This is a genomic window from Paenibacillus sp. FSL E2-0178 (assembly GCF_038593005.1).
Lineage (GTDB): Bacteria > Bacillota > Bacilli > Paenibacillales > Paenibacillaceae > Paenibacillus_AQ > Paenibacillus_AQ phytohabitans.
This window is the reverse complement of record NZ_CP151953.1, coordinates 6,017,093-6,041,919: the sequence shown is the minus strand read 5'-3', so window position 1 is coordinate 6,041,919 and position 24,827 is coordinate 6,017,093. Positions and strand designations below refer to the sequence as shown.

At 43.7% G+C, this 24,827-nt stretch carries 17 protein-coding genes and 1 pseudogene; 7 read left to right on the top strand and 11 right to left on the bottom strand.

Going from position 1 to position 24,827, the window contains the following annotated elements:
- Window positions 1-103 precede the first annotated feature (103 nt).
- Window positions 104-766 (bottom strand): YheC/YheD family protein, encoded by a 663-nt coding sequence (locus MHI42_RS26395; protein ID WP_042139804.1) that lies wholly within the window; start codon window positions 764-766, stop codon window positions 104-106.
- A 210-nt stretch (window positions 767-976) separates the two neighbouring features.
- Here MHI42_RS26395 and MHI42_RS26390 point away from each other — a divergent pair, with 210 nt between their 5' ends.
- The gene (locus MHI42_RS26390) at window positions 977-1,186 is read left to right on the top strand and encodes a hypothetical protein (RefSeq protein WP_039307001.1); all 210 of its coding nucleotides are present in this window, start codon (window positions 977-979) and stop codon (window positions 1,184-1,186) included.
- 440 nt (window positions 1,187-1,626) lie between these two features.
- Entirely contained in the window at window positions 1,627-4,449 is a 2,823-nt protein-coding gene (locus MHI42_RS26385; RefSeq protein WP_342421118.1) for an O-antigen ligase family protein, read from the top strand.
- Between the two features lie 141 nt (window positions 4,450-4,590).
- Here the strand turns inward: MHI42_RS26385 and MHI42_RS26380 are convergent, their stop codons facing one another.
- Genes MHI42_RS26380 through MHI42_RS26370 form a run of 3 tightly spaced genes read right to left on the bottom strand, consistent with a single transcriptional unit; the run spans window position 4,591 to window position 6,398 of the window.
- Entirely contained in the window at window positions 4,591-5,130 is a 540-nt protein-coding gene (locus tag MHI42_RS26380; protein WP_342421117.1) for a GNAT family protein, read from the bottom strand.
- Between the two features lie 44 nt (window positions 5,131-5,174).
- Window positions 5,175-5,921, bottom strand: coding sequence for a hypothetical protein (locus MHI42_RS26375; protein ID WP_342421116.1), 747 nt, complete (start codon window positions 5,919-5,921; stop codon window positions 5,175-5,177).
- A complete protein-coding gene (locus MHI42_RS26370) occupies window positions 5,922-6,398 on the bottom strand; it encodes a DinB family protein (RefSeq protein ID WP_171718202.1) in 477 nt (158 codons plus the stop codon).
- 240 nt (window positions 6,399-6,638) lie between these two features.
- On the opposite strand from MHI42_RS26370, the gene MHI42_RS26365 reads away from it, so the two are divergent.
- On the top strand, window positions 6,639-11,762 hold the full coding sequence (locus MHI42_RS26365) for a bacterial Ig-like domain-containing protein (protein WP_342421115.1): 5,124 nt from the start codon (window positions 6,639-6,641) through the stop codon (window positions 11,760-11,762).
- Window positions 11,763-11,927: 165 nt separating this feature from the next.
- On the opposite strand, the gene MHI42_RS26360 is transcribed toward MHI42_RS26365, so the two are convergent.
- The 4 genes and pseudogenes from MHI42_RS26360 to MHI42_RS26345 all read right to left on the bottom strand — a co-directional run bounded on the left by MHI42_RS26360 (window position 11,928) and on the right by MHI42_RS26345 (window position 17,416).
- Window positions 11,928-12,437 carry a hypothetical protein gene (locus tag MHI42_RS26360; RefSeq protein ID WP_342421114.1) on the bottom strand — a complete coding sequence of 170 codons (510 nt, stop codon included), beginning with the start codon at window positions 12,435-12,437 and terminating at the stop codon, window positions 11,928-11,930.
- A 23-nt stretch (window positions 12,438-12,460) separates the two neighbouring features.
- On the bottom strand, window positions 12,461-14,557 hold the full coding sequence (locus tag MHI42_RS26355) for a hypothetical protein (protein WP_342421113.1): 2,097 nt from the start codon (window positions 14,555-14,557) through the stop codon (window positions 12,461-12,463).
- 251 nt (window positions 14,558-14,808) lie between these two features.
- A pseudogene (gene tnpB / locus MHI42_RS26350) lies at window positions 14,809-15,930 on the bottom strand (IS200/IS605 family element RNA-guided endonuclease TnpB).
- Window positions 15,931-16,672: 742 nt separating this feature from the next.
- On the bottom strand, window positions 16,673-17,416 hold the full coding sequence (locus MHI42_RS26345) for a zinc-ribbon domain-containing protein (RefSeq protein WP_342421112.1): 744 nt from the start codon (window positions 17,414-17,416) through the stop codon (window positions 16,673-16,675).
- Window positions 17,417-17,630: 214 nt separating this feature from the next.
- On the opposite strand from MHI42_RS26345, the gene MHI42_RS26340 reads away from it, so the two are divergent.
- Window positions 17,631-17,957, top strand: a complete 327-nt coding sequence (locus tag MHI42_RS26340; protein ID WP_342421111.1) for a helix-turn-helix transcriptional regulator — start codon at window positions 17,631-17,633, stop codon at window positions 17,955-17,957.
- A 317-nt stretch (window positions 17,958-18,274) separates the two neighbouring features.
- Window positions 18,275-18,691, top strand: coding sequence for a cytidine deaminase (locus MHI42_RS26335; RefSeq protein ID WP_342421110.1), 417 nt, complete (start codon window positions 18,275-18,277; stop codon window positions 18,689-18,691).
- Window positions 18,692-18,876: 185 nt separating this feature from the next.
- On the opposite strand, the gene MHI42_RS26330 is transcribed toward MHI42_RS26335, so the two are convergent.
- Complete coding sequence (locus MHI42_RS26330; RefSeq protein WP_342421109.1) at window positions 18,877-19,488, bottom strand: recombinase family protein; 612 nt, start codon at window positions 19,486-19,488, stop codon at window positions 18,877-18,879.
- A 311-nt stretch (window positions 19,489-19,799) separates the two neighbouring features.
- Between MHI42_RS26330 and MHI42_RS26325 the strand changes: the two genes are divergently transcribed.
- Window positions 19,800-21,701: an AAA family ATPase gene (locus MHI42_RS26325; RefSeq protein ID WP_342421108.1), complete on the top strand. Its 1,902-nt coding sequence runs from the start codon at window positions 19,800-19,802 to the stop codon at window positions 21,699-21,701.
- A gap of 702 nt (window positions 21,702-22,403) precedes the next feature.
- Here the strand turns inward: MHI42_RS26325 and MHI42_RS26320 are convergent.
- Window positions 22,404-22,622 (bottom strand): helix-turn-helix transcriptional regulator, encoded by a 219-nt coding sequence (locus tag MHI42_RS26320; protein ID WP_342421107.1) that lies wholly within the window; start codon window positions 22,620-22,622, stop codon window positions 22,404-22,406.
- Between the two features lie 153 nt (window positions 22,623-22,775).
- On the opposite strand from MHI42_RS26320, the gene MHI42_RS26315 reads away from it, so the two are divergent.
- Entirely contained in the window at window positions 22,776-23,090 is a 315-nt protein-coding gene (locus tag MHI42_RS26315; RefSeq protein WP_342421106.1) for a hypothetical protein, read from the top strand.
- A gap of 60 nt (window positions 23,091-23,150) precedes the next feature.
- On the opposite strand, the gene MHI42_RS26310 is transcribed toward MHI42_RS26315, so the two are convergent.
- A complete protein-coding gene (locus MHI42_RS26310) occupies window positions 23,151-24,110 on the bottom strand; it encodes a reverse transcriptase family protein (RefSeq protein WP_342421105.1) in 960 nt (319 codons plus the stop codon).
- Between the last annotated feature and the right edge of the window lie 717 nt (window positions 24,111-24,827).

Sequence of the window (24,827 nt, the reverse complement as noted above, 5' to 3'; positions counted from 1 at the left end):
ATATTTATGTTCATATTACCTCGGAATTGACACGACTAAACGCAATATTAGCTTATTAATGTATTTATCGTCAATTATTAAAATTTTCTTAATCAATTTCCGGTTATTTTGGTCTTGTATTTACTTCCAGAATCCATATTTTCCCCCGCTGATCCACAGCATAATCGAACCCCAGCTCACCGATGCCGGGGAAATGCCGCTCCAGCAGCTCAATGCAGACTAAAGTCAGCCGGCGCATCTCCGCTTTCTTGGCGGAGGTCCGGATTCTCGGCAGCGATCTGTTCAGTCCCTGACGGCAGCTGAGCATCGTTCCCCCTTTACAGAGATTAGTAACGAACAATCCCGGCCGGGCTACTCTGCCTACCATGGAGCGGAATTCCCAGTGATCGCCGTTCTTCACCACTTTGACCCGGTAATCAATCGGACGCCCGGAAATCCGGGCAAGGGAAATGCCTTGCTGGATCAAATATCTCCGCTTTACCTTGAAGCGGTCCAGTGCGTACCTCATCGAAGCAAAATCACGATATATACGTGTATTATGCATATACGTGAAGCCGTAACCCCGGTGATCCCGGAACACCTTGATCACCCCGTAGCCTCCGCCGCCGACAACCGGCTTAATCACAACATTCCCGTATCTTCCCAGCATCGCCAACAGTCCGGCAGCACTATATTCCCGTGTTCTCGGAATGTAACCGGCAACCCGTGAATCGCTAAGCAACGCCGCGGTCTTCAGCAACTTGCTTGCCAGTTCTCTCCCCGCCATTTTTTCGCCCTCTCCTTTCGAATTCCCAGCCTACCCTATAGATTACTCACGAAAGACCGCACCCTCCTGTATGATTGTCCGTGGTAAGGGAGTCAACAGCAAAAAAGGGCATATAGCCGCAAGGGCCGTATGTCCCGGTGTTCCGTTTATTCCAGAGCTGGAATATTCTTAAAATTCGTTGTATTATAGCCTGGAGGGGAGGGTTTCCTAATGGCACAGTTTTTTGAAATCCTGTATTGGTTTGCGATGATCGGTATGTCTGTTGTACTGGCAGGAACCACAATACTCGTCTGCGCGCTGGGCTTCAAGTTCATCAAAGACCGCCGCAGGGTTCTGGGCGCCGGCTGTATCGCCTTTTCCCTGGGGGCCGCTGCCCTGATCGTGTTCATGATTAATTTCAAATTCATCCTTCCGGCCTGAAGCAAAGCTCCCGGCAGCTATGACAAAAGACATCCGTAGAGCAGACTGCCTTTTATCATCGCTGCCTTTGAGCGGAATTACGGTTGTAAGATTCATAGATTCGCCTTCGCCTGAGATACTATATTCTATGAAACCGTGAAGGGTTGGCCTGTGCCGATGGACAGCTCCATTAGCTGAATCTCTCAAGCCTTGCAGCACCTCCGGTAACACGCCACACCTGAATTCAATTCTTGCCGTCAAAATACACCGCCAACTGCCTCGTTACCGATTCTCTCACCTCTTCGCCGGACCGTTCCAGCTCCTCTTCCTCCACATTTCCAAAGTACTCGAACACTCATATCCATCCATAATTTCACATTATCATCATTTTACACAATATACCTTATATGGTTCTATGTTAGAATTAGTAGCGTGAATACTCGAAAAAAGGAGAATATAACGTGTCGAAACCTGTATACGGCAAACAAGCGGATCCGTCCAAAATGATCGAAAAGAATTCCGGACCCGCATGGGCGCTCTGCATTGCCTTCATCCTGTTCCTGGGGTGGACCCCCTTCCAGGTTGGATTGTTCAACGGAATGAGAGTGGAATTCGAGAAGCCCATTTATGTCGCTGCCTTGCTGAGCGGTCTACTCCTGCTGGTCTGCGCTGTCCTGTACTTCAAGACCTTCAGGCTGGACGGGCAGCGCGATCTGCTTACCCTCGCCGCAATCCTGCTCCCGTTAACGTACGCCCTGTCACTGTTTGGCGCTGCCTCGCATTATATGGCTATGAACATGCTGTTCACCCAATTTACTTATGTGGCGGTCTTCATTACCAGCGTGTATCTGCTCCGCCAGAGGCAGCTCAATAATGTTATTCAGCTGGGTATCCTCGCAATCGCTTATCTGATCGTCGGTTTCGGTCTATTGAACTGGCTCGGAAGCTGGAAGCTTGCCGGCAGTCTTGTAGGCTGGTTCTCGGATACTGTGGTCAACGGCAAGTACACTGAAGCGGTGATGACCGATTCGAACGGGCTTCGCCTGACTTCCATTTTCCAGTATGCCAATACATATGCAGCGTTCCTGATGGCTTTTCTGTTCGTCGCCTTATTCGCGCTGATCCGCTCCCGGAAATGGTACGGACAGCTGATGCACGGATTTATGCTGGTTCCCTTCATTGTCTCGCTGCTGCTTACCTTATCCCGCGGCGGTCTGGTCCTGCTGCCTGTGGTATTCATTATTCTGCTGCTCTTCCTGAAGCCTGTGCAGCAGATACTCTGGATTATTAATCTCGCCATTGCCGGCGTATTGTCTCTGCTGATTACGAATCCGGTAACCAGGCTGGGCCTGGAGCTGAATACAGCCTTCACTTCCTCTGCTGCCCTTGAGGGCTGGGGATACCTGCTGGGTGCATCATTCTGCGCCGCCGCTCTTTGCTGGGTTGTCCAGCATTACTTTGCCCCTTGGCTGAGCCGCAAGCTCGGCAGCACAGAATCACGCCGCTGGAGCGGAGTATGGATTCCTGTGGTATCCGTTGCCGGTGTGTTGATTATCGCCTTCCTGTTTATCGGAACCCGTGCGCGTAATATTCTGCCGGAGAATATCGGAACACGGCTGGAGAATATCAACTTCAAGCAGCATAGTGTACTTGAACGCTTCACCTTTTACAAAGATGCCATGAAGGTGGTCAAAGATTATCCGGTACTGGGGACCGGAGGCGGGGGCTGGGCGTCACTCTATGAGCACTACCAGAACAACCCTTACCTGAGCCGCCAGGTCCACAACTTTTTCCTGCAGTACCTGATTGAAGTGGGCATTCTCGGCTTTATCGTGTTCATGGGCTTCATCCTGTTCATTTTCTGCAAGTATGTAAGAGGATACCTGAAACGCGACAAAGACGATTACAATAATGGGTTCTTCTATCTCATTATCGCGTTGTCAATTCTTGTTCACAGCCTGCTTGATTTCAATATGAGCTATGCGTTCATGGGGATTCTGGTCTTCCTCGCTCTGGGAGGGATGACCGTTGTCATGGAGAGCAGACCGCTCCGTCTCAAGTGGAACAAGCTTTGGATCAGAGCCGGGTATTTCGGGCTGCTGGGAATCGGCACCGGGTATCTGCTGTTCCTGTCTCTGGGGTATATCAGTTCCAGCTCTGAAGCCTATACCGCCAAGAAGCTGGTCAACGTCAGCCAATCCTATGAAGAGATCAAGGCCCCTCTGGTAAAAGCACTCAAAACCCGCCCGAATCATCCCGAATCGGCGGCTTATCTATCCATGCTGGATCAGCAGGTATTTACCCAAACACAGAATACACAGTTTCTGGACGAATCCTATACGGTGTTAACCCGCGCACTTGAAGGTGAGCCCTATAACAAAGATCTGCTATCCCAGCTGGCGAAATACTATGATCTGAAGGGCCAGAGTGAAGAGTCTTACCGGGTGTATCTCGATAATGCGGACAAGTTCATGTGGGATATTAACTGGTATGATCATCTGATCAGCCGGACCTCGCTCCTTGGGCTGCAGGCCTATGCGAAGCGAGATGAAGCAGGGGAACAGAAGTATTTCAACAGTGCGCTGGCTTCCTACAAGCATGTAACGGACGGCATTGAGCATTTGAAGACTCTTCCACCCGAGCAGCTTCAGGGCCGTGAATTCTTCGTTACCTCAACGATTGCTCTGAATGCAGGGCGAATCCAATCCATGTCCGGAGACGAGGAAGCTGCTGGGGCAACGGTGAAGCAAGGCTTCATCAATGGTTACGAAGACTTGACGGATACCGCTACACTCTGGACTACAGACTGGTACAGCGGAGTGATCAGCCGTTCCCAGGAGCTGGGAGCTGCAGCCTTGAAGCGGGCACTGGATGCTTATGCACTGGGCCAGACGGATCTGGGGGATCAGGAGACGGTTAATAAGGAACGGTATTTCAAAACCGGTCTGGACGCTTATGCCCATGCGGCTGCGGATGAAGAATGGTTCAGTACCCTTCCGGCTGAAGATCAGCAGGGACGGGGATCGATGATTACTTCGGCTATGCTGCTGAACACCGGTAAGATCCAATATTTGTCGAAACAATTCCAGGCCGCCGCTGCCACACTGCAGCAAGGGCTGAATGAGGATTATAACGATGCCGTCAACCGGGAAACGGCCCGCTGGTATCTCGCTGTACAGCAGAGAACACAGAGTGCCCAGGATCAGGCAGTGTATGACAAGCTGATTGCAGCTGATCCGGAAGAAGCAGTCAAGATTAACGAAGTTGCCGCTATGCCGCTCTAACTGTACTATTGCCAGACTAGAGAACAGCAAAAAGAGGCTGTCCCAAAAGCCATGAAACGGCTTCTGGGACGCCTTCTTTTTTTGCTTAAGATCAACGTGTATACTTGAATGGACGCTCCGCGAACGGGTTGTTGTTCCAATTCAGCCGCGTGCCGCCATATACTCGTCCTTCAGGATAGAGTATTGGTAAGAGTCCAGCCACTTCCCCTTATGGCGCATATGTTCTCTCAGATGTCCTTCGTATACCATTCCTATGTGTTGCATGACTCTGGCAGAGCCGATATTCTCCGGGCGGCAGGTCGCGTAGATCCGGTGAAGATCAAGGCCATTGAAGCCCCATTCCAGCAGCACGGCGGCGGCCTCACTTGCAATACCCTGTCCCCAATACAACCGGTTATAGCAATAACCGATTTCTCCCTGCCCTTCTCCGCTGATATGTATCCCGCAGCCGCCCACAAGTACATTCTCCTGCTTCAGAACGACTGCGTACTCGAACCCCTGGCGCGGCTCCTGCTGCTGCATATCCAGGGTCAGCCGGATGTAGCTCCGGGTATCCTCCAGGGAATTGGGTCCCCAAATCATATACTTGGCCACTGCCGGATCGGAGGCATACTCATGCACCTGCTGGACATCCTCAGACCTGAATTCCCGGATCAGCAGCCGGTTTGTTTCAAACTGCATGCTTGGTCACATCCTTATGCTTACTGTTGTAATCCGGGGAGGCTTCATGGCTCAGCAAGTTCAATTCTTGCATATTGTTCTGTGAAATCTTCCCCTTGGTTCAACGCTTGGATTAACTTGAGAAGCCCCTCTTCTCCTGCACGAGAGAACCACCGCGTAACTTCATAACAAGCCAAATTGTAATTCTCCCAGGCTTCCGGAGTTCCATAATTGAAGGCATCATACGAGTCTAAAAGGCCGTAATCCACAGGCTTCTTACCTTTATCCGTTACCTGTTCCCATGCCACTGTGCTATTAGACAATCTCCCGTCTACCATTGAAGCCAGACCTTCATCAAACCACACAGGTACTACATTGCGGTTGCGCAGTCGTTCCCTCAATTCAGCATGTGTGAATTCATGCGAAATCACATTTTCATTAAACCCGTCCGGGCCGATCACAATATAGTTATTCCAGGGCAGGTAATAGGTTTGTCCGGTCGGATTTTCAGTGTATTTCCCCAGACTCCTGGAAGTTAGCGCCACAATCAAATACGGAGTTGAAGTTCGCTCACCAAAAATAGCCGTGACCTTCTCTTGGGCAAGCTCAACGTAATATAGCAGCTGATCCTGCAGTTCCTTTGACATATCCGGCTCTATATAAACATCCGGTGCCACTTCAACCATGCTAGAGTAATTGACCAAGGCAGCATGCACCGGCTTGGCATAGACTCCCCAAGAGATCATCAGCAGTGCTATTAACAATATACCTGACGCAGCTATTACCTTCATTTTCCGGGTCAATTTCAGCATTTAGTTAAACAGTCCTCTGCCAATAAAGTTAGCCGTAACCGGCGGCTTCCCGATCTCCCGTGACCATACAGACAATTGACCGGTGTGATGGATCTCGTGGGCAATCAGATGCCGCATAACCTCGCCGTATTTGTGGGGTTCGTGTTCCCCTTCATCCGTGATATCAATCATGATCCGGTCTTCCAGGCTGTCATTCCAGCCGTACACGAATGGAGCCAGCTCCTCATGGCACCGCGCGGATAAATCCTTGACCTGCTGCAAGCTGGCCACTTCCTCGAATGAAGGAATCTCAATCTCCTTCTCTTGTATCCCGCCACAGATCCAGCCATACTCGACGGTCACAATGTGATAGAGCGTAGGAAGAATGTATCCTATGCCTCCAGTGCGTAATTTCATCAGCTCTTCCCCGTCCACCGTCTCACACCAGTCGAACCAGTCTTTGCGCACCTGCCAATTATACTCGAATAGCTTCAACATGCCGCTGCCTCCAATACTCGTAAATTTAATTATGCCTACTATTCATGATTCGCGATATATCCCTGTTATCCTCCCCTCGTAAACCAAGTGTCATTAACTCACATCCTTCCTCTAATTCCTTATATACTGCGGTTTGTGAAGTATTGATTATAGCTGTACTTTTCACACGTAACGTATAATCTCGTAGATCAGACTTTTACATTGATCAAATCGTTCCAATAAGGAGAGGTTTTAATCATTGTGAGAAAATCAAAACGCTTGTCAGCTATGTTTGTAATTTTCCTGCTCCTGTTCTCGTCTATTCCACTATCTCTGTCTGCAGAGGAAGTACGCCAAGAAGAACAGGTGGATCTGGGACCTTGGGCGTTCAGCGCCTTCGGACCGGGTACAGTACCAGCTACGAACCCCGAACCTATTGTTCAAGATCCAAATACAGTAATAATGAGTACGTACGGCGGAAAGATTGCTTCTGGAGAGGAGGGACTTTCCTTTTATTACAAAGAACTTCCCGTTGACACGAACTTTGAGCTCCAAGCCAAAGCTACAGTGAATTTATTTAACAGCAGATCCAGCGTCAGCACGCCTAATCAGAAATCCTTCGGACTTATGCTCAGGGATACTGTTGGAACAAATGGAGATGACAGCAAAAACATTTCTAATTATGCTGCAGTCGGTGCGTTGGATCAGGTAATGAAAGGATTTTATAAAAAAACCTCACAAATAAAGCTTCCTGCATTTAGCGGAATCAATGCCCCTGCTGCAGGCGAAGCCTATGATCTTAGCATTAAAAAATCAGGCAATACTTATCTGCTAAGCATCGGTGAGCAGACTCAAATCGTAACACTCGACGATACATTCACGGAGACGATCTTTGCCGGAATCTATGTAGCAAGAGATGCGGAAGTAACCTTCAGTGAACTAGACATCAAGGTCGAGACCAAAAGCGTATCCAGCCTAATTGCTGATACAAGCGGGATGACCAAAACCTCCTATCTGGTGGGTGAACCTCTTGATCTGACCGGACTGGCCGTTAAGGCTGTCTTTTCTGATAACAGTGAGGCCGTGTTGTCTTCCGCTGATTATATTGTTACCGGCTTTGACAGCACTAAGGCTGGAGAGAATACGATCAAGATTAATTATAACGGCGCTTCGGCAACCATCCCGCTGCAAATCATCCCGCTGACAGTGACCTCCTTATCGGTAAAATATGAGCCGGCCAAAACGGTCTATTATCCGGGAGATACGTTTGATCCGGAGGGACTTGTGGTCGTTGCTGACTATAATGATCATTACCTGATCACAGAACTGGACCGCAGTCTCTATTCGCTCTCCATCGGCGGACAGCCCGTTACTGATACATCACCGCATGTGTTTACGGATTCAGGTCCATATGAAATCCATATCACCTCCACAGAGACTCCATCCATGGCGGCTGCCTTTAACGTTGAAGTCATTGACGCTGCCCTGTCCAAGCTGGAGATTAGACATGAACCCAAACAAACCGTCTATTACATCGGTGATTCCATCCAATTAGAAGGATTAGCAGTTTATGCCCATTATTCTGATGGCACTCAGATCCGCCTGACCAAAGATGAATATACCGTCTCTCCCCTCAACACCTCGGTACCAGGAGATAAAGAAATCACAGTAACTCATAAAGCATCAACAGCAACCTTCCACGTTAAGGTCCAAATTAAAGAGCTAACCGGTATCGAAGTAACAGGCTATCCGGCAACGACCTTTTTTATAGGCGATAACTTTAACAGCGATCATCTGATCGTATCGAAAGTCTATGACAACTTGGACCGGGAAGTCCTAAGCGATTTCATCCTGGACAGCTCCAAGTTTGATAACCAAAGGGCCGGAGTATATGACATCGGGATCATCCCTGCGGATACATCCATTCAGCCGATTACGTATTCAGTCACGGTAAAAGAGAAGCTTGAACCCGTCTGGCGCAGCATTCAATTCGGCCAATCCACATCCGCTGCAAATAACAAGATGCTTCTACAAGAGGACGGAACAGTAGAGCTGATTGCCCTGGAAGGCGGCGGCAAGGTGACTGAAGACCACGATGGCATTACCTTCTATTACACAGAGCTTGATGCGTCAGAAGATAATTTCATGCTGTCTGCGGATATCTCCGTGTCGGCTTTTGCCAAAACTCCATATGACGGACAAGAGTCATTCGGCATCATGGCACGGGATGCTATTGGGACGCCTGGAAATTCCAGCGTATTCGCCTCGAATATCGCTGCTATCGGCGGCTACAGCGGCGGTACCAAAAGCGCGATCGGCACCCAGCTGTTTGTCCGGTCCGGTATTTTGAAGTCTGACGGAACCGGAAGTAAAGGCATTCAGACCATCATGCTGAGGAATGAACGGCCTGCCCCCGGCAACACGGCTCCTGCAGCTCCTTATCGTCTAACGCTCTCCAAGACGAATAGCGGCTTTAGCGGCCAGCTTAACAATGATCAGGAAGCTATCATTTTTGAGCCGGATATTCTTAACGTACAAGATTCCAAAATGTATGTCGGATTCTATGCGGCACGTCTCGCCACGATTAATATCCGCAATATCCAGTTGACGGTGACGTCAGCAGCTACAGATTCTCCTAAGGTTGAACCACCGGCAGCTCCGGTTGCCCCAAGCTTAAGCATCCTATCTCTAAGCAGGACCTCTACACCACAATATCAAATGATTGTTCGTCCTAATGTCAACGGAACCGTAACGGTAAAGCAAGGCTCTAAGGTCATCGCCCAGGATATCGAGGCTAAGGCCGATAAGCGACTTGCGGTTCCGGCGCTACTCGGTGATCAGGGGGATACGAACTTCAGCATTACTTTTGTACCAGATGATACCCAGTATTTGACCTCTTACGATAAAATCGTCCATAACTTCACAGTAACCATGAGCAGCTATGGGGAGGGAGAAAATATCTATGTATCTCCTGCGGGAACAAGTGCCGGGGATGGTACGGCTGATCTCCCGCTTGATCTCGACACCGCCATTGAATATGTCAGACCAGGTCAGCATATTATCGTGCTAGACGGCACTTATGTGCGGAAATCACCGCTTGTCATTCAGAGGTACAATGATGGAACCGCAGCCGCTAAGAAGTACCTGGAGGCAGCACCAGGGGCAAGACCCGTCATCGATTTTGACAAAAAAACAGAAGGCGTGCTGCTCAGCGGGAACTATTGGCATGTGAAGGGGCTTGATTTCACCCGGTCGGCCGGGAATACAAAGGGCTTTACGGTTGGGGGTAACTATAACATCGTAGAGAATAGCCGCTTCTACGCTAACGGGGATACGGGTCTTCAAATCAGCCGTACAGACGGAACGGCACAAGAACTCGACGAATGGCCATCCTACAACTTGATTCTGAACAGCACCTCCTTCGATAACCGCGATCCGGCAGACAATAATGCAGATGGCTTTGCCGCGAAATTAACTTCAGGTATTGGAAATATTTTCAGAGGATGCCTGGCACATAATAATATTGACGATGGCTGGGACCTGTACACCAAGGCAGGCTCAGGCGCGATCGGTCCAGTATTAATCGAGAATAGTGCAGCCTTCAATAACGGATATTTAACAGACGGAACGGTTGGCGCCGGTGATAAGAACGGATTCAAGCTGGGGGGAGAAGGCATCCACGTCCCTCATACCATCCGCAATTCCATTGCCTTCGGAAATGGCGCATATGGTTTCACCAGTAACAGTAATCCGGGTGTGATTGCTATTAACAATATCGGATTTAATAATACGCGCGGAAATATGAGCTTCACCACTTATGACCAAATCACTGCAGACTTTAGGATCGACGGCTTTGTATCCTACCAGACGGGCAGCATCGGGAAAGACCAGTATCCAGCTGCTTTGGCTGCCGACAATAACTTCATGTACGATGGTACAGCGTCAGTCAATAAGTCAGGCAAGCAGCTGACAGATGCTAACTTTGCTAGTTTGAATCCAGTAAACTCTTATACGAGGGATGCGGAGGGAAATATCATCTGGGGTGACTTCCTGAAGTTCATTCCCTTTGAGGAGCCGGGACCGGGAACTCAGCCAGAGCCAGAGCCAGAACCGGAACCAGAGATAAACCCGACACCAAGTCCTTCGGCTACTCCGGCTCCTTCTGCCACACCGGGTCCTACGGCTACACCTAGTCCCACGTCTACACCAAGTCCCGCTGCTGTACCAAACACCGGCGGTTCCGGGTCAGCCATTGGAGATTCTTCTACGACCGTACTCCTGCTGGATGGCAGCGTCAGAATTGAACTGCCCATAACGGTTGATGCAGGGAAAGCCAGCGCCTTACTGATGGATTCCTCCCTGCAAAAGATAATTGCTTTGGCCAAAGCGGATTCAACCGGTATTAAAACTATCCGGATTCCGCTTACTGTTGATCCGGCCAAGGACATCAAGGAATATGAGTTACACTTACCTGCTTCAGCATTTCGCTCAGGAGCTTCTGCCTTGCAGATAGAGGTCAGCTCGTCACTGGCCACGATTATGTTACCAGACAGTCTCTTCCCTGCAGCAATCCTCGACGGCGTGAAGACTGTAACTTTACTAGTAAGAACAGTCGATACGGAAGGAACGCTTAAAGGGAAGTTAGGAGACAGCCCGCTAATCGGGTATGAGCTTCGTTTGGATGGGATAAAGCTTCAAGCAGACAGCCTGCAATCAGCCATACAGATCGGACTTCCGCATTCACCAGCCGTTCCTGCAGCGGGCAATGCCTTTATTGTTGTGTGGCATGTCAATGACAAGGGAATCATCCAGCCTGTAGTCAGCGGGGATTATAATGCAGAGAGGCAGCAAGCGGTTTTCTCAACCACTTTCTCCTCCGGCCACTATGCAGCAGTCTATAATCACAAGACATTCCAGGATATCTCCCAATCGCATTGGGCAAAGTTTGTAGTTGAGGTCCTCACCTCCAAAGGCGTAATTAACGGTGTGTCAGCCACCGAATTCAGACCGGAGCAGGCCGTTACACATGCGGATTTCGCACTTTTACTGGTTCGGGCTTTGGGACTGAGTGGAGCAGAAGGGGACGGCTTCGCAGAGGTGTCATCCAATCCTCCGAATGAACCGCTATCCAGACAAGAGATGTTTGTCATGGCGGCTAGAGCCCTAAAGGCTACAGAAGTTTGGAATCCGGGTACGATACCTGCCTCCGGTTTAGACGGCTTTACAGATCGCCACCTAATCACCATTGATGCGGCCGATGATATTGCAGCACTGGCAGCAGCTGGTCTCATTAAGGGAGACGGCCGGCAGCAGCTCAAGCCCACTGCAAATTCCACGCGTGCCGAAGCGGCGGTGCTAATTTACCGAATTCTTATGCGCAAATAAAAGAGACCCCCAAAACCATGTTGATGTGGTTTTGGGGGTCTTTTATGCCTGAACCTTCTGCTAAGGTCATGTTTCACTTGGGTACTCCCACAATTCATAGCAGACATCTATACAACACATAATATTCAGTTTCTCTCTTATTATTTAATCCGGTAATCACCAGACCTACATTGGTTCTCCATCAAAATATATTATTTCCCCACTCAACAATACATCTTCTTTGCATCCATTTTCGAACCAATTAACGTTTCCTTTTATAATATACGCTCCCTTATTACTAAAATAGCAGATATCTTCACCTCCAGGACCGAAGAGTATGGCAATGCAATCCAAGTACTCAACTATTTCAAAAACCATTACATACATTATCCTGTTTTGAGATAAAGTATCTTCATAAAATTTATCATGCCTAAAAGTAATCCTATAGTCGTAAATAAACTCGTCTTTCAAAAATATTGTATCTATGGCATTCGCTGGATGTTCAGCGGGATACTCTCCCTTTTCTCTTACAGTAATTTGAAGTCCAATTTCCGGTTTAAAATTAGTTAGTTGATAATTTATTTCTTGATTATCACTAGTGGAAATAATCTCAATGCCTTCTTTAGAGAATAAATCCTTTACCTCTTTCAAAGTAATTTTTCTTCCTTTAATATATAAACTATATTCTACTGCCACTTATTAATCCTCCTCACTACGATTTAGGGGAAAATAGTTAAGATCGAACCATTCTTATTAATAATCATTGCTTCCTCTAAACCTTCTATTTTCCATTCCTTAAATTGATAGATTAAATCATCTATATTCCCTTCCCAATCAGCTAAGTTAATAACTACTCTTTTCGTTTGAAGATCTTCTATTTTATTTCTAATTTCACTCCAAACTCCCCTCACACTTTTCGCAGGACTTGGAGAATAACAATCAAATATTGTACCCCCTATACTAAAATCAGGTTTCTTATCCAAACCTATACCATCAGCTGGTCCTATCTTTGGATTCTGTTCAATATCATACCCATATTCCGCTAATTTTTTTGCAGCCTCGTTTTCTCTTTCTAATGCCCTGATTTTTTCTGGACTTGCATTTTTCTCGATTTTAGCCGGGTTTCCTTTGGGTACAGCATTCGCATCTGGGAGTTTATTAGGTATAGTTCGTTTAAACCCGCTGCCAGTCCCATTCGCACCGCCACCCATCTCATCCATCGCATCCATATACTGCTGCTGCACCGGCGTCCTCGGCAGTGAAGGTCCATCGGGTATCTCACCTGCCTTGAAGGCAAGCCCTTCCGGTGTCTGTAAGACCGGACCCAGCTCCGGAAGCTTCGACCTGATTCCTTTCAGGGCATCCTTCGCCGCCTGGCTGACAACGTCTTCCACCCCGCTGAACACTTTCCCGGCTTTGCCGATTTTGGTGACCTGCATTCCCGGGACAAGGAGGGAAGCTACCGAACCCAGCATCGCTGCCTTCTCTTCCGGCGTTCCTTCGTCAAATTGATGATAAGCCATCTTGGCCGCTTCCACCAGTACTTCCGGATGCTCCATGATATAAACCGCTTGATCCTTCATTTCTGTCGTTGTTTTGACCGGGTCGACCACAAGCTTGAAGGCAACCGTAGCCGTATCTGCCACGCCCATCACTACCTCTTTCACCAAGCCTTCGGTAAAGGCCAGCACCACCGCATCTGCCTGATGAACTCTTTTCTCCCATTTCGTTAACCCGTATGTATCATCCAGCCACCCCAGGTAGCTGGTATACATCGGTGTGAAATCATTAGGCACATAGACTTTGTCCACATAAAAAGCCAGCGTCGTCTCATTTTCCTTGTTGCCTGCCGTTATCGGAGTGCCATCCGGCAGTTCCAGCGGCGGACCGTTCAGCCGTCTTGCTGCTTCTATCTGCTCCTGGACCTGCCTCACAGCCTCAGCGATCCTGATCTCCTCCCGCTTCACCTCCAGCTGGCTTCGCGCGTAGTTCCCAGCAGCACTCTTCTCCATCGCCAGCCGCAGCAGCAGGAGATATTCTTCGTTATGTATCAGCGGTACACTCTCCGCCGTGATCGATGGATCATAATTGCAGGCCTTAACAGCCGGCTGCTTGAAATAGCCGCTTAGATCCTTCCCTGCTTCATATTGGACCTTGGCTACACCCAGCGAAGCCAGCTTCTGGCGTGCTTCCTCAGCCTGCGCGTGGACGGCCTCCATCTGCGTCTTGTTCCCGAACGCTTCATAGACCTTGAAGGCCATCTGCGCCTTCGCGATCCCATCCCGCGCCGCGAAGATATCCTTCAGCTTGCTTAGGGCCGCAATACCCTCTACGGTCAAAAGCCCGGACGTTTGGATGATATTCCGCAGCTTCTGCACTGCCGGATCGTTATTCAGCTCATCCTTTCCCAGCAGGACGGTAACAGAAGTGATCAGATACGCTACACTCTTCTGCACAATGGCAGGAATGGAAATCCGCCCGGCAGGACCTTGTGTCCCAAAGCTTCCGAATACACCCGCGAGAAGACTAAACTGCTGCGTGAGCTTGTCGGCCTGCCGTTTATTCTCCTCCTGGAGTCCTGCAACCCCCTTCAGGGCGGTCCGGATAATATCCTCCAATTTCTCCGCTTCTACGGTTAATTCGTTGATCATGACCTGAGCCTTCACGAGGTGGTCTCCCATGGGAATTCCGCCCCAGCCGCTGGACTGGCCCTTCAGCTGCAAATACAGCCGGTTAGTGTCCTGGCTTACCTGGCCTATTTTGGTCTGCAGGCGCTGGACTTCATCCTCGTTAAATATAAGCTTCGTTGACGCCATGTCCACCCTCCCGCTTTGTCCGCACAGCAATATTTCCTATGTAATTTATAATTAAATATATAGGATATTCTTTTTTATTATCGGATTATTTTTCCTTGAATTCTCCCCCACTTAGCTAACGCTTGAAGTGGCGGATTCTTGCGAACAGAAGAGTACCCTCTTCTTATGGAGCAAGCGATCCCTGCGTTCCCGCAGTTTTACATTTTTGACGCAAGTGAAATGTTGAATTCTATCGTTTGGTTAGGTGGCGGTTAAACCGCTACTTGTTCAATATTGTGAGCGGCGTTTTCGTCACGGTCATGGATCGTCCCGCAGGCCGTACACGTCTATTCCCGAACGGACAGGTTCTTCACCTCGGGGTGGATCGTGCCACACACATGGCAACGCTGACTGGTCGGCTCAAACGTGTCGGCGATCCGAAGATTTCGTCCATACCATTTCGCTTTATACGTCAGCTGTCGCACCCACTCGCCCCAAGACGCATCAGCAATGGATTTTGAAAGCTTGGGGTTCTGAATCATATTCGCCACACGCAGATGTTCGATACTAATCGTTTGGTTTTCACGAATCAGTCTCGTGGTCAGCTTGTGGAGGAAGTCATTTCGTTTATTGGCAATGCGTTCGTGAATACGAGCGATATGCTGCCTTGCTTTCTTCCAGTTGGAGCCGCCCGGAGTACGCCGAGCCATCCGCCGCTGCCAAAGCGCCAGCTTGTTCTCGTATTGACGGTAAAAGCGAGGATTGGCGATATGTTCCCCGTTTGAGCATACTGCATATTCTTTCAAGCCTAAGTCGATGCCAATAGGTGTATCCACTTGGGGCAGAGGGTTCTTTTGAACTTCGCAAACGAGCGAAACGAAAAATTTCCCGCTGGCGTTTTTACGAACGGTAGCGGACAATATCCGGCCTTCCAGCTTCCGGGAGTTTGCAAAACGTATCCAGCCGACTTTTGGGAGCTTCAAGCGACTGCCCTCCATGGCGATATTCCCGTTGGTGAATTTGGTCGTGTAACTTTGAATCGGATGCTTTCGGCTCTTGAAGCGTGGCGCTTGATTTTGCTTCTTAAAAAAACGATCAAAGCTATCCGCCACATGACGAGCAGCCGACTGCAAAGCGATGCTATCGACTTCTTTCAGCCAGTCGTATTGTGCTTTTAAACCGGGGAGTTGTGTTGCACAAGCGTGATAAGACAAGCCTTTTCCCGTTTCCGCATACCTTTGATTCCAAGCTCCCAAGAAGTAATTGAACACAAAACGGCAGCAGCCAAACATTCGACGAATGAGTTGCTGTTGCTCTGTATTGGGGTAGATCCGATATTTATAGGCTTGATGAACCAGGGGTTTCGAAGAAACCTCCTGCGCAGACACGAGCATGTGCAACACCTCCTTTTAGTGATCTCATTCATATTATAGCACATACGTTCGTTTCGAAATCGAAAACCGCTGATTTATCCCCACCCTATCGAGGGTGGAGTATTCTCAGCTTTTTTAGATAAATTTTATAGTTATCCATCCCTCCGGCATTTCCTTTAACCTTGATCCGTTGTCATTCCAATCTTCTTCTGCTTTTTGGCCAAATAAAAAACCTCCTGAAAAGTGTAAAGTACTTCTTACACAATTCAAGAGGTTGGGAAGCCGTGATTAACGGCTGCATATTCAGCTGTCTATATTAGATTCCAGTGCTACATCCCATCATTTACCCGTCTTAGCAAGGCTCAGCCGCCGGCTTGCCTGCATCTTCCTTCGTACGGAAAGAAGATCCGCAGCCGCACGTAGCAGTGGCGTTCGGATTGTTAATGGTGAAGCCGCCAAGACCAAGACCAGAACCAAAAACGTTGATTTATCAAGGTTTTTTGGACTTTTTGGGTATTGTTGATTGTAAAGTAGATTATGGATTGCATCTCTCCTAAATTGTGGATGATGCTAAACGGATTATACCCAAAGTCCGGGTTGTTGTAAACTGGTTTTTCATTATTTTACATTTAAAACCATATTACAATTCATTTCCTCCTTACAGAAGCGGTGCAGTTTTTCCCTAATATATGAGCTTAATACCTCACTTCATAATACAAGAGCCATAGGGAACCCCCATGACTCTTATGCATCAGCAAGAGTATCAATAAGTTATATCAGTGATTTTCATATTTTTACCATAATCATCATTTTCTAAAGTAAAATATGCTCTCTTCATTACAGATTCACCAAGTCCATTGATCGCTTGTAGATCATATAGCAACGTTAACTCATCATGTTGCAATCCCGTTTTTATGGTCATTGTATCATCATCTTCAGCAATTACCTTGCCCCCTACTCCCGCAGCTTCATATGCATGCCGATAATATTCTTTCTCCTTTTCATATGTTTTCTCTATGGTTCGTCCAACGAAAAAGTCCTTGTCCCAGTCATCCCTATCTAAATGAATAATAGTTTCAACTTTCGTTTTCGAAGCTTTTATAAATTTATAGTCAGTAACGTTGTAAAAATCGTCCACATCAATCGACCTAAAATCATATGTGGTATCTCCATTTTGGATAGCCTTTATGTAATTTGCCACCACTGATTTGGCTTCTCCTTCAAGAGTGAAGTATCTGTCATAAATGTATAGAGCGCCAAAACCCAGGATAACCAATGCAATGATGGAGATAACCCACTTAGATTTGATAAATCTTATTAAGTTGTTGTTTTCTGAAGCCTTCAAGGAAGGAGTGGGTACATCCTTTCTTTCAATATGTGAAGAGTCATGTGCTGGTGTCTCTTTATGTAATGCCTTACCACATGAATTGCAAAATTTACTCCCTGCGATTACTTCACTCCCACATTCTCTACAATATTCCATTAATATTACCTCCATAGTATTCATTGTATTCTTCAGAAAATTATTAATGATAAATTCTTGCTCGCTTTAGTAACAATATGACTATTTATCCCTCCCTTGAGTTTAGGATAGCCAAATAGTACCATAAAATGACTACTATATGTATCATTTTATATATTTTTTGACCGATAAATACGTATGTTTTGTCAGTGTTTTCTTGTCTACACTTTTAGTTGAGGTGTAGCTGATGGTAACCGCTTTGGATAAGTTGGGAAAACGTATAAGGGAAATACGTAAGGGTCGTGGACTTTCACAAGAGGCTCTTGGAGAAAAATGTGGCTTTTCTTTTTCATATATTGGTGGAATCGAAAGAGGAGAGAACAATGTATCCATTAAGAATCTTGAAAAGATAGCTGACGCTTTAAATGTGGACCTATATGAATTTTTCATTGATCATAAGGCTGAAAGACAAATCTCAAAAAAACTAGACGAATTTGATGATGTCTTGGACCTGTTACTGTCTTTGGACAGTAAGGAATTGAAAAGGGCTAGGACTATATTGAATGAGGTTTTTAAAAGCAAATAAGCAACGCAATAATCAAAGCGGTATGAAGTATCCCTAGTATTAAGTGGGAAATTCATACCGCTTCTTTTGACTGCGCTCGTTTGCAGTACTCAGGGGTATGTGGAACAAAATAATCTTTGCAGGTTTAAAATCAGCCCCTTTATGATTTTGGAAAGAACCTTCACTAGAAAGATGTCGAAAGAAAATAAAAGTATCCGACTCACAACGCCCCATTAAATAATGTGCAGGATAATTGACCTTACGGTACACAAAAAGGATAAAATTGTATAAGTAACGAATGTAGGTAAAAGACTGCGTTTATAATAGGAGGTGTATAAATGAAGACATATGAATTAATTCGAGATGACTACGAACTAATCGAAATGGCAATGAAAGTACTAGAAAAAAACTTTGATGACGGGGTTTACAACCATACAGTTGGAGGGGCTATCCGCTGTAAAAATGGCAATGTATATCTGGGCGTTAATTGTGATGGGATTCACGGCTCATGTGCGGAGTACATAGCAATCGGTGCAGCTATCACTGCTGGTGAAAGAGATTTTGATACCATAGTCGCTACTCACGATAAGGCTCATAACTATTTAGTACCTCCATGCGGGAACTGTCGCCAGATGCTCATTAATTATTGCCCTGATATCAAAGTCATCCTAAACGATGAGGAAGGAAATCCAGTAAAAGTTGATGTAAAAGATTTGTTGCCCCTTTCTTATAAACGTATAGTAGTAATGGATTGAATGATAAATTGTTAGTCAGTAAACTTGATCTACAAAAGAGAAAGGACCATCCCATGTGGTACTTTTCCAAATTTGCCGTTTAGGCAGCGCGGTGTAACGCAACATATGAGTGTGAATACGTTGAACTAACGGTAATACGTTAGTTCAACAACACCGCAGCAGGACAGAAGGCTCTTGCATCCAAATTATACGATTATGCTCTTTTCATAGTCACTTACTCTTCGGTAGAAGGTATTTGGCTTCATGTCCACTCTGCGCATTGCATCAACAGCCGTAATCCCTCCAGACTTCCACTCGTTGTACGCCTTGATAAAATCATCGTTGATTTCTTGCTTCGGTCTTCCAAACTTAACTCCCTGGCTTAAAGCAACTTCAATTCCTTCTGCCTGCCTTTGCTTCGACTTCTTCCGTTCTTGTTCCGCTACATAGCTAAGTAAGCTCAAGAATTGATCTTCCATCAATCGTCCTAAGTCACCCATGTCCTTAAACTTGCGACTATCAAATAGCGTTTCATTTTCAAGCACTACGATATCCGCATTGACTTCACGTGTGATGTACTTCCATTCCCGAATGATTCCTTCGTAGTCTCTACCTAACCTATCTAATGCGTCTATGTATATTAAATCGCCCTCACGAATCACAAGCCTCAACGCTTGATATTGAGGTCGGTTAAAATCCTTACCACTTGCCTTGTCGATAAACGTATACCGTTCCTCAATGCCCAACTCCTTCATCTTAATAATTTGACGTTGAGTGTTTTGGTCTTTTGTGGAGACTCGGACATATCCAATCTTCATTTCATCATCCTCCTTGACATAAACTATGTGTCAAATAGTATATCACAACAATGAAATGTTTCAAAACTATTTTATGTATATTTTGACATGCTTCTGAGAAGCAATATAAGACCGAACAAAAAGTATGGGTTTTGACATTGAAATCATTCAACAATTTAAATTATTCGCTTCAAAAAAAACACAAATTTTACTCAATAAAATTTTATCATCTACACTATTATTCTACACCTTTTTCAAGAAAGGGCTTAAAATAAATTGAAAAATATGTAACAATAAAGAAAATACCACAATTACAAATAGGATGGTGTAAGGTGAAGCTAAATCGAGTAGAAATAAAAAATTTTCGTTCAATTGAAAATATTACAATTACTTTCGAGCCTTCATGTAGAGTTCTTGTAGGAAAAAACGAAGTGGGCAAGTCAAATATATTAAAAGCCTTATCAATGCTTGAAAATAATAAATCTCTTGATAAAACTGACCTAAGAGAAGGTTTACCTAGTGAAGAGTTAGTCACCGAAGGTGAAATCTCCTTCGCATTCACATTAGATTTAAAAGATAGAAAAGAAATTTTCAATTCGCTAAAAAGTGAGATGTTGTCAACAAATATTCCTATACTATTAAGTAACTCAAAGGGAGAAATGACTTTAGAACAATATATTGATTCTTATTTTACAGAAGGCTTTTACCAAGTAATGATTCCAGGAAAAAAATATTCTACTTATTGGTCAACGGATGACAAAATTAGTGTTAAAGCAAGTTTAAAAAAACCAATATCTAACATTGAAGCTAAAATAAAAATAAATAATATAGATACTTCTATTTCAAAATTCAAATTAATAGATCTCGATTCTTATTCTGAGATACCAGTTGAATACCTTCAAGATGTTTCGTTTCAAGATATTGAAGATTACATTGGTAGCAAGGTATGTGATTGGGTAGATACTAATAAACCAGAAACCCTTTTATGGCAGTACAACGATAAATACCTTTTACCATCCAACATTGAAATTGACGAATTTATAGAAAACCCTGATCATTGCCTTGCTTTAAAATCTATGTTTGAATTAGCAGGAATAAATGATATTCCTGAAGCAATAAACCAAGCAACTAGCAAAAATAGACATGGTTTAAGAAATTTGCTGGAAAGGGTAGCTAAGCGAACCACTGAACATTTTAGAACAGTTTGGAATGAATATAATAATGTTGAATTTGCTTTAAGTCCAAATGGTATATGTATAGATGCAGGTATTAAGGATACCTTTAACAATTATGAGCTTTCTCAACGAAGTGATGGATTCAAACGGTTTGTTAGCTTTTTACTTTTCATTTCTGCAAAAGTAGAAAGTAAGCAGATGAAAAACACACTATTATTGTTTGATGAGCCTGATCTAGCTCTTCATCCTTCTGGACAAAAATACTTACGTGAAGAAATATTCAAAATATCTAAAAACAATTATATTGTATATAGCACTCATTCTATTTTCATGATTGACAAAAATAATATTTCAAGACATTTAATCGTTGATAAAAAAAATGAAAGAACAACTTTAACTCAAGTTGATGAATCTAACTTTGTTGATGAAGAAGTAATTTTTAATGCACTAGGGTTTTCCGTTTTTGAAACGCTTAAAAACAGTAATATAATTTTCGAGGGTTGGAAAGATAAAAAAATATTTAATCTTGCCTTATCAAGGATACCAGAAAAGTATAAAGAAATTCGAAAGCTAAAGCACATTGGGAATTGTCACGCAAGAGGAGTAAAAGATATAAAACATATTGCAAACATTTTAGAACTAGCTGGGCGGAACTATATAATTCTAAGCGATAATGATAATCCAGCAAGAGAAAAACAAGAAGAATTTGTGGAATTAAGAAAAAGTGGTGTTTGGAAAAGATATGATGAATTAGTAGATGGAATAATTGTATATACTGTAGAAGATTTTATAAAACCACGTTGTTTTGTGAAGGCAATAGATAATTTGAATAAGGAGTACTCTAATCTCCCCCTCATTAAGGAAGATTCATTTAAGAATTCGTCTAAAACTATTTTGACCACAATAAATGAAGAGTTAGTCAAAGTTTTCAAAGATAGCACAGAGCGAAAAAAAATCATAGAACACATTAAAAATGAAGTTTTTGACAATTTAAAACAAAATGATATAGAAGAAACCTATTATATGATGATCTCAAACCTAAACAAATTGATTGAGTAAAACACCAAATTATGTAGATAAAACTTGAATTTTATCTATGGCTGCGCTTCTTGTAATCCCTTATTCTTCGCTGGATTTGATTTATGAAAAAAAGTACCATTCCGTTTGTCAAAGCCTACACAATCGTTGGTGATGCTCGTTTTGTTAATTTAACGGAAACACATTATATTATTTGGTTAATTATGCTGAAAATCTCTGTAACTTCAACATTCTATGGGATTACTCTGCTTCCTTTTTGCATTGAATAGAACATATCTACCGTTAACGTATTTTGGCGAAAACGTTAAAACAAATGAAAGAGGATTTAACCGTTGAAGGATCTGAGTGTTACATTAGTGGTTTAAGTACACGGAGTCTTGCAATACATATCTGAAATATCGAAGCCGCGCTAAGTTGCAGTGCCCATGGGGTACAGAGAAACGAAAGCAGTTTTCCATGTTATAACCTACCCCCGGTATGTCGTGGAATTAGCGTTCCGCGACATGCCGAGGTGACAACATAAAACATAACTTATTTACGTTGTTTTAATGCTTATTTGTACCGACACAAAATTTTATACATATTATGTATTTTCTAAAAAAATTTCCACCTTTTACAGGTGCGATGTAGTTAATTCTATTTAACGGCGCTATATAACACCATACACATTGTTGAACACAACTTAGACTCCCCTCTCCGCTCTAGTCCATTCACTTAGCTTACCTATTCCTCTACACTTTCCAATTGCATCAACACCGAGATATCATCTATTTCTAACGCTCCAGCTATGCGCTCTAGGATTCCGATATTCAATTCCTTTAACTTATTGTTACATATATTGGATATTTTGGCTTGTGCAACATTGGACAATTCCGATAATTGCATCTGAGTCATCTTTCGCTCTTTCATTATTGATCCAAGCTTAATATGTATTTTCATCATCTGAAATCCCTCCAAAAATATTATTGACTTTATAACGATATCGTTATAAGCTGCTTTCCAGCCCCAGTATACACTATTTATTTACATTTAATCAAAATACAGGCGAATAAAAGTTTATATCGGGAGTATATAATAAGAATAGAGGGTATAAAATTGATTAATAACGAAACAAAGCTAAATATGACGTTTAAATTTCACAACGCAAGTACAGCCTATGCTTATGAAGGACTGTTGTTATACAACATAAAGAATGGAACATGGTACAAGTCTAAGCGTCTAAACATCACATTTGATAAGCAGGAAGCACTACAACATCCCAACTATCGTCTAGCTAATAGTGATGAAGTATTATGGTGGGCAGGTGCAAGTGATTGTGAAATGCCGGAGATAATTGAATGCGTGGATGGTCTATTTCGATGGATTGAGCCTGGATTTGACATTGAGGAGAGCGGATTGTTCAAAGTATAGTTTATACAAAAAGTCCGTTAACATCTTGCATAGGTTAACGGACTTAAATTTAAAAAACCATTATTTAATCAATTCACTTTTTATTTTATCATACTTTCTAACTTCACTTAAAATATAAGGAAATTGCATTGATTTATCAACGGATGTGATAGCTGAACAACACCCTCGAACAGAGTTACACAACTTATCGATTTTTTTATATCTAGCTTTTTCTAAATCAAGACTGGTTAATTGGTTAAACCTATCCATCATTTTTTTATGTAATTTATTAGGAGCTAATAACCGATTTTCTTTCAAAATAACTCCAGTGATTTTAACTCCATTAACGTTTCTCTTTAATCTGGTTTTTTTCTTATTAACTTTCAATCTATATTGTTCAACAATTTTTTCGACATCTCTTCTAAAGCTCTTGTTTATTTTAGTATCTGAAGAAAAAGTTAAGTCATCATAATAGCAAGAGAATTTAATACCATGGTCTTCTGCATATTTGTTAATTTCTTGAAACATATCTACATAGCATAAATAACTTAACACTGGGCTAGTTGGAAATCCCTGGGGCAAGCTTCTAATTTCGCTATTTTCTTTATTAGGTTCCGTCACTAATAATGTCATAACCTTAGAGATATCTACCGACATCCCCATCTTATTTCTAAAGAAGTTAAATACATAGTAGTCATTAGTTGAAGGAAAAAAATTTTCCAGATCTAAAGTCAAATAAAATAATCCATTTATATGAAATTCCGCATTTTGAACATAACTCTTTCCTTTTAATCCTCCAAACACATAATTGGGAAACTCAATTCTTTGCAAATCCCTACAAATCCTATTTAAAACTAATTTATATTCTTTGTTAGGATTATACAAAACTCTATCTTTACCTTTAGAGTCTCTCTGAGTAAATGAAGGAGAAACAAAAAATTCATCAACATTCCGAAATTTATAGGTATCAACTTTCAAAAAAAGTGACAATCTTTTTTTACTACTAAATCCATTTAATCGACATAAAGCATAATTTAACATTTAATGCTCCTATCTTGGTGGTAAAAGCGGATAGAGTTGATGAAATCTGCAATTTTGTCAAGGTATCCATTGAACGTATTAGAGTTGTGGATGAACAAATATTGCACCCAAGATACAGGTATATATTTCAATCCTTTAACAACTGCACGTCCAATTTTACGATTTCTCGCGATTCTCCTCTTCTTTCTTGCTTTTTCCAAACGATTCTTACGAGTGTCCATTTGTTTATCCCCCTATTATTATTGGTAGGCATAAATGCCCCCTCTGCATCAATAAAAAATAGTTAGTAGGGTATGGACTTTGGGACAGAATCGAATCAACTCTAACCCTTTTAGACCTCTGCTCAATCTTCAGTGAGCATTATCGCCGCGACATCAGAGGAAAATCGAATATCGGGCAGTCAACTTCTCGCCACTAGGGCAATATTGCTATTACAGAGGATGTTTCCCAATCTCGCATCTATAATATATCATTATTATACATTCTTTGACAAGAAAATTATCAATTCGCTAATTTCTAAATTAGCTACTTTACTATGGGATAAATTGAAATGTGGTATTTTTGTCTAAGTTCGCCTTTACCATCAGTTTAATCAACCAACGCAAAATTGAGTTTAGCAAACAAGGGCATCATTCCAACATACCTCCTTCGAAATTCAGGACCACAATCAATATTTTTGATTGTATATCCTATGACCAGGAATTCAAATCCATCTTG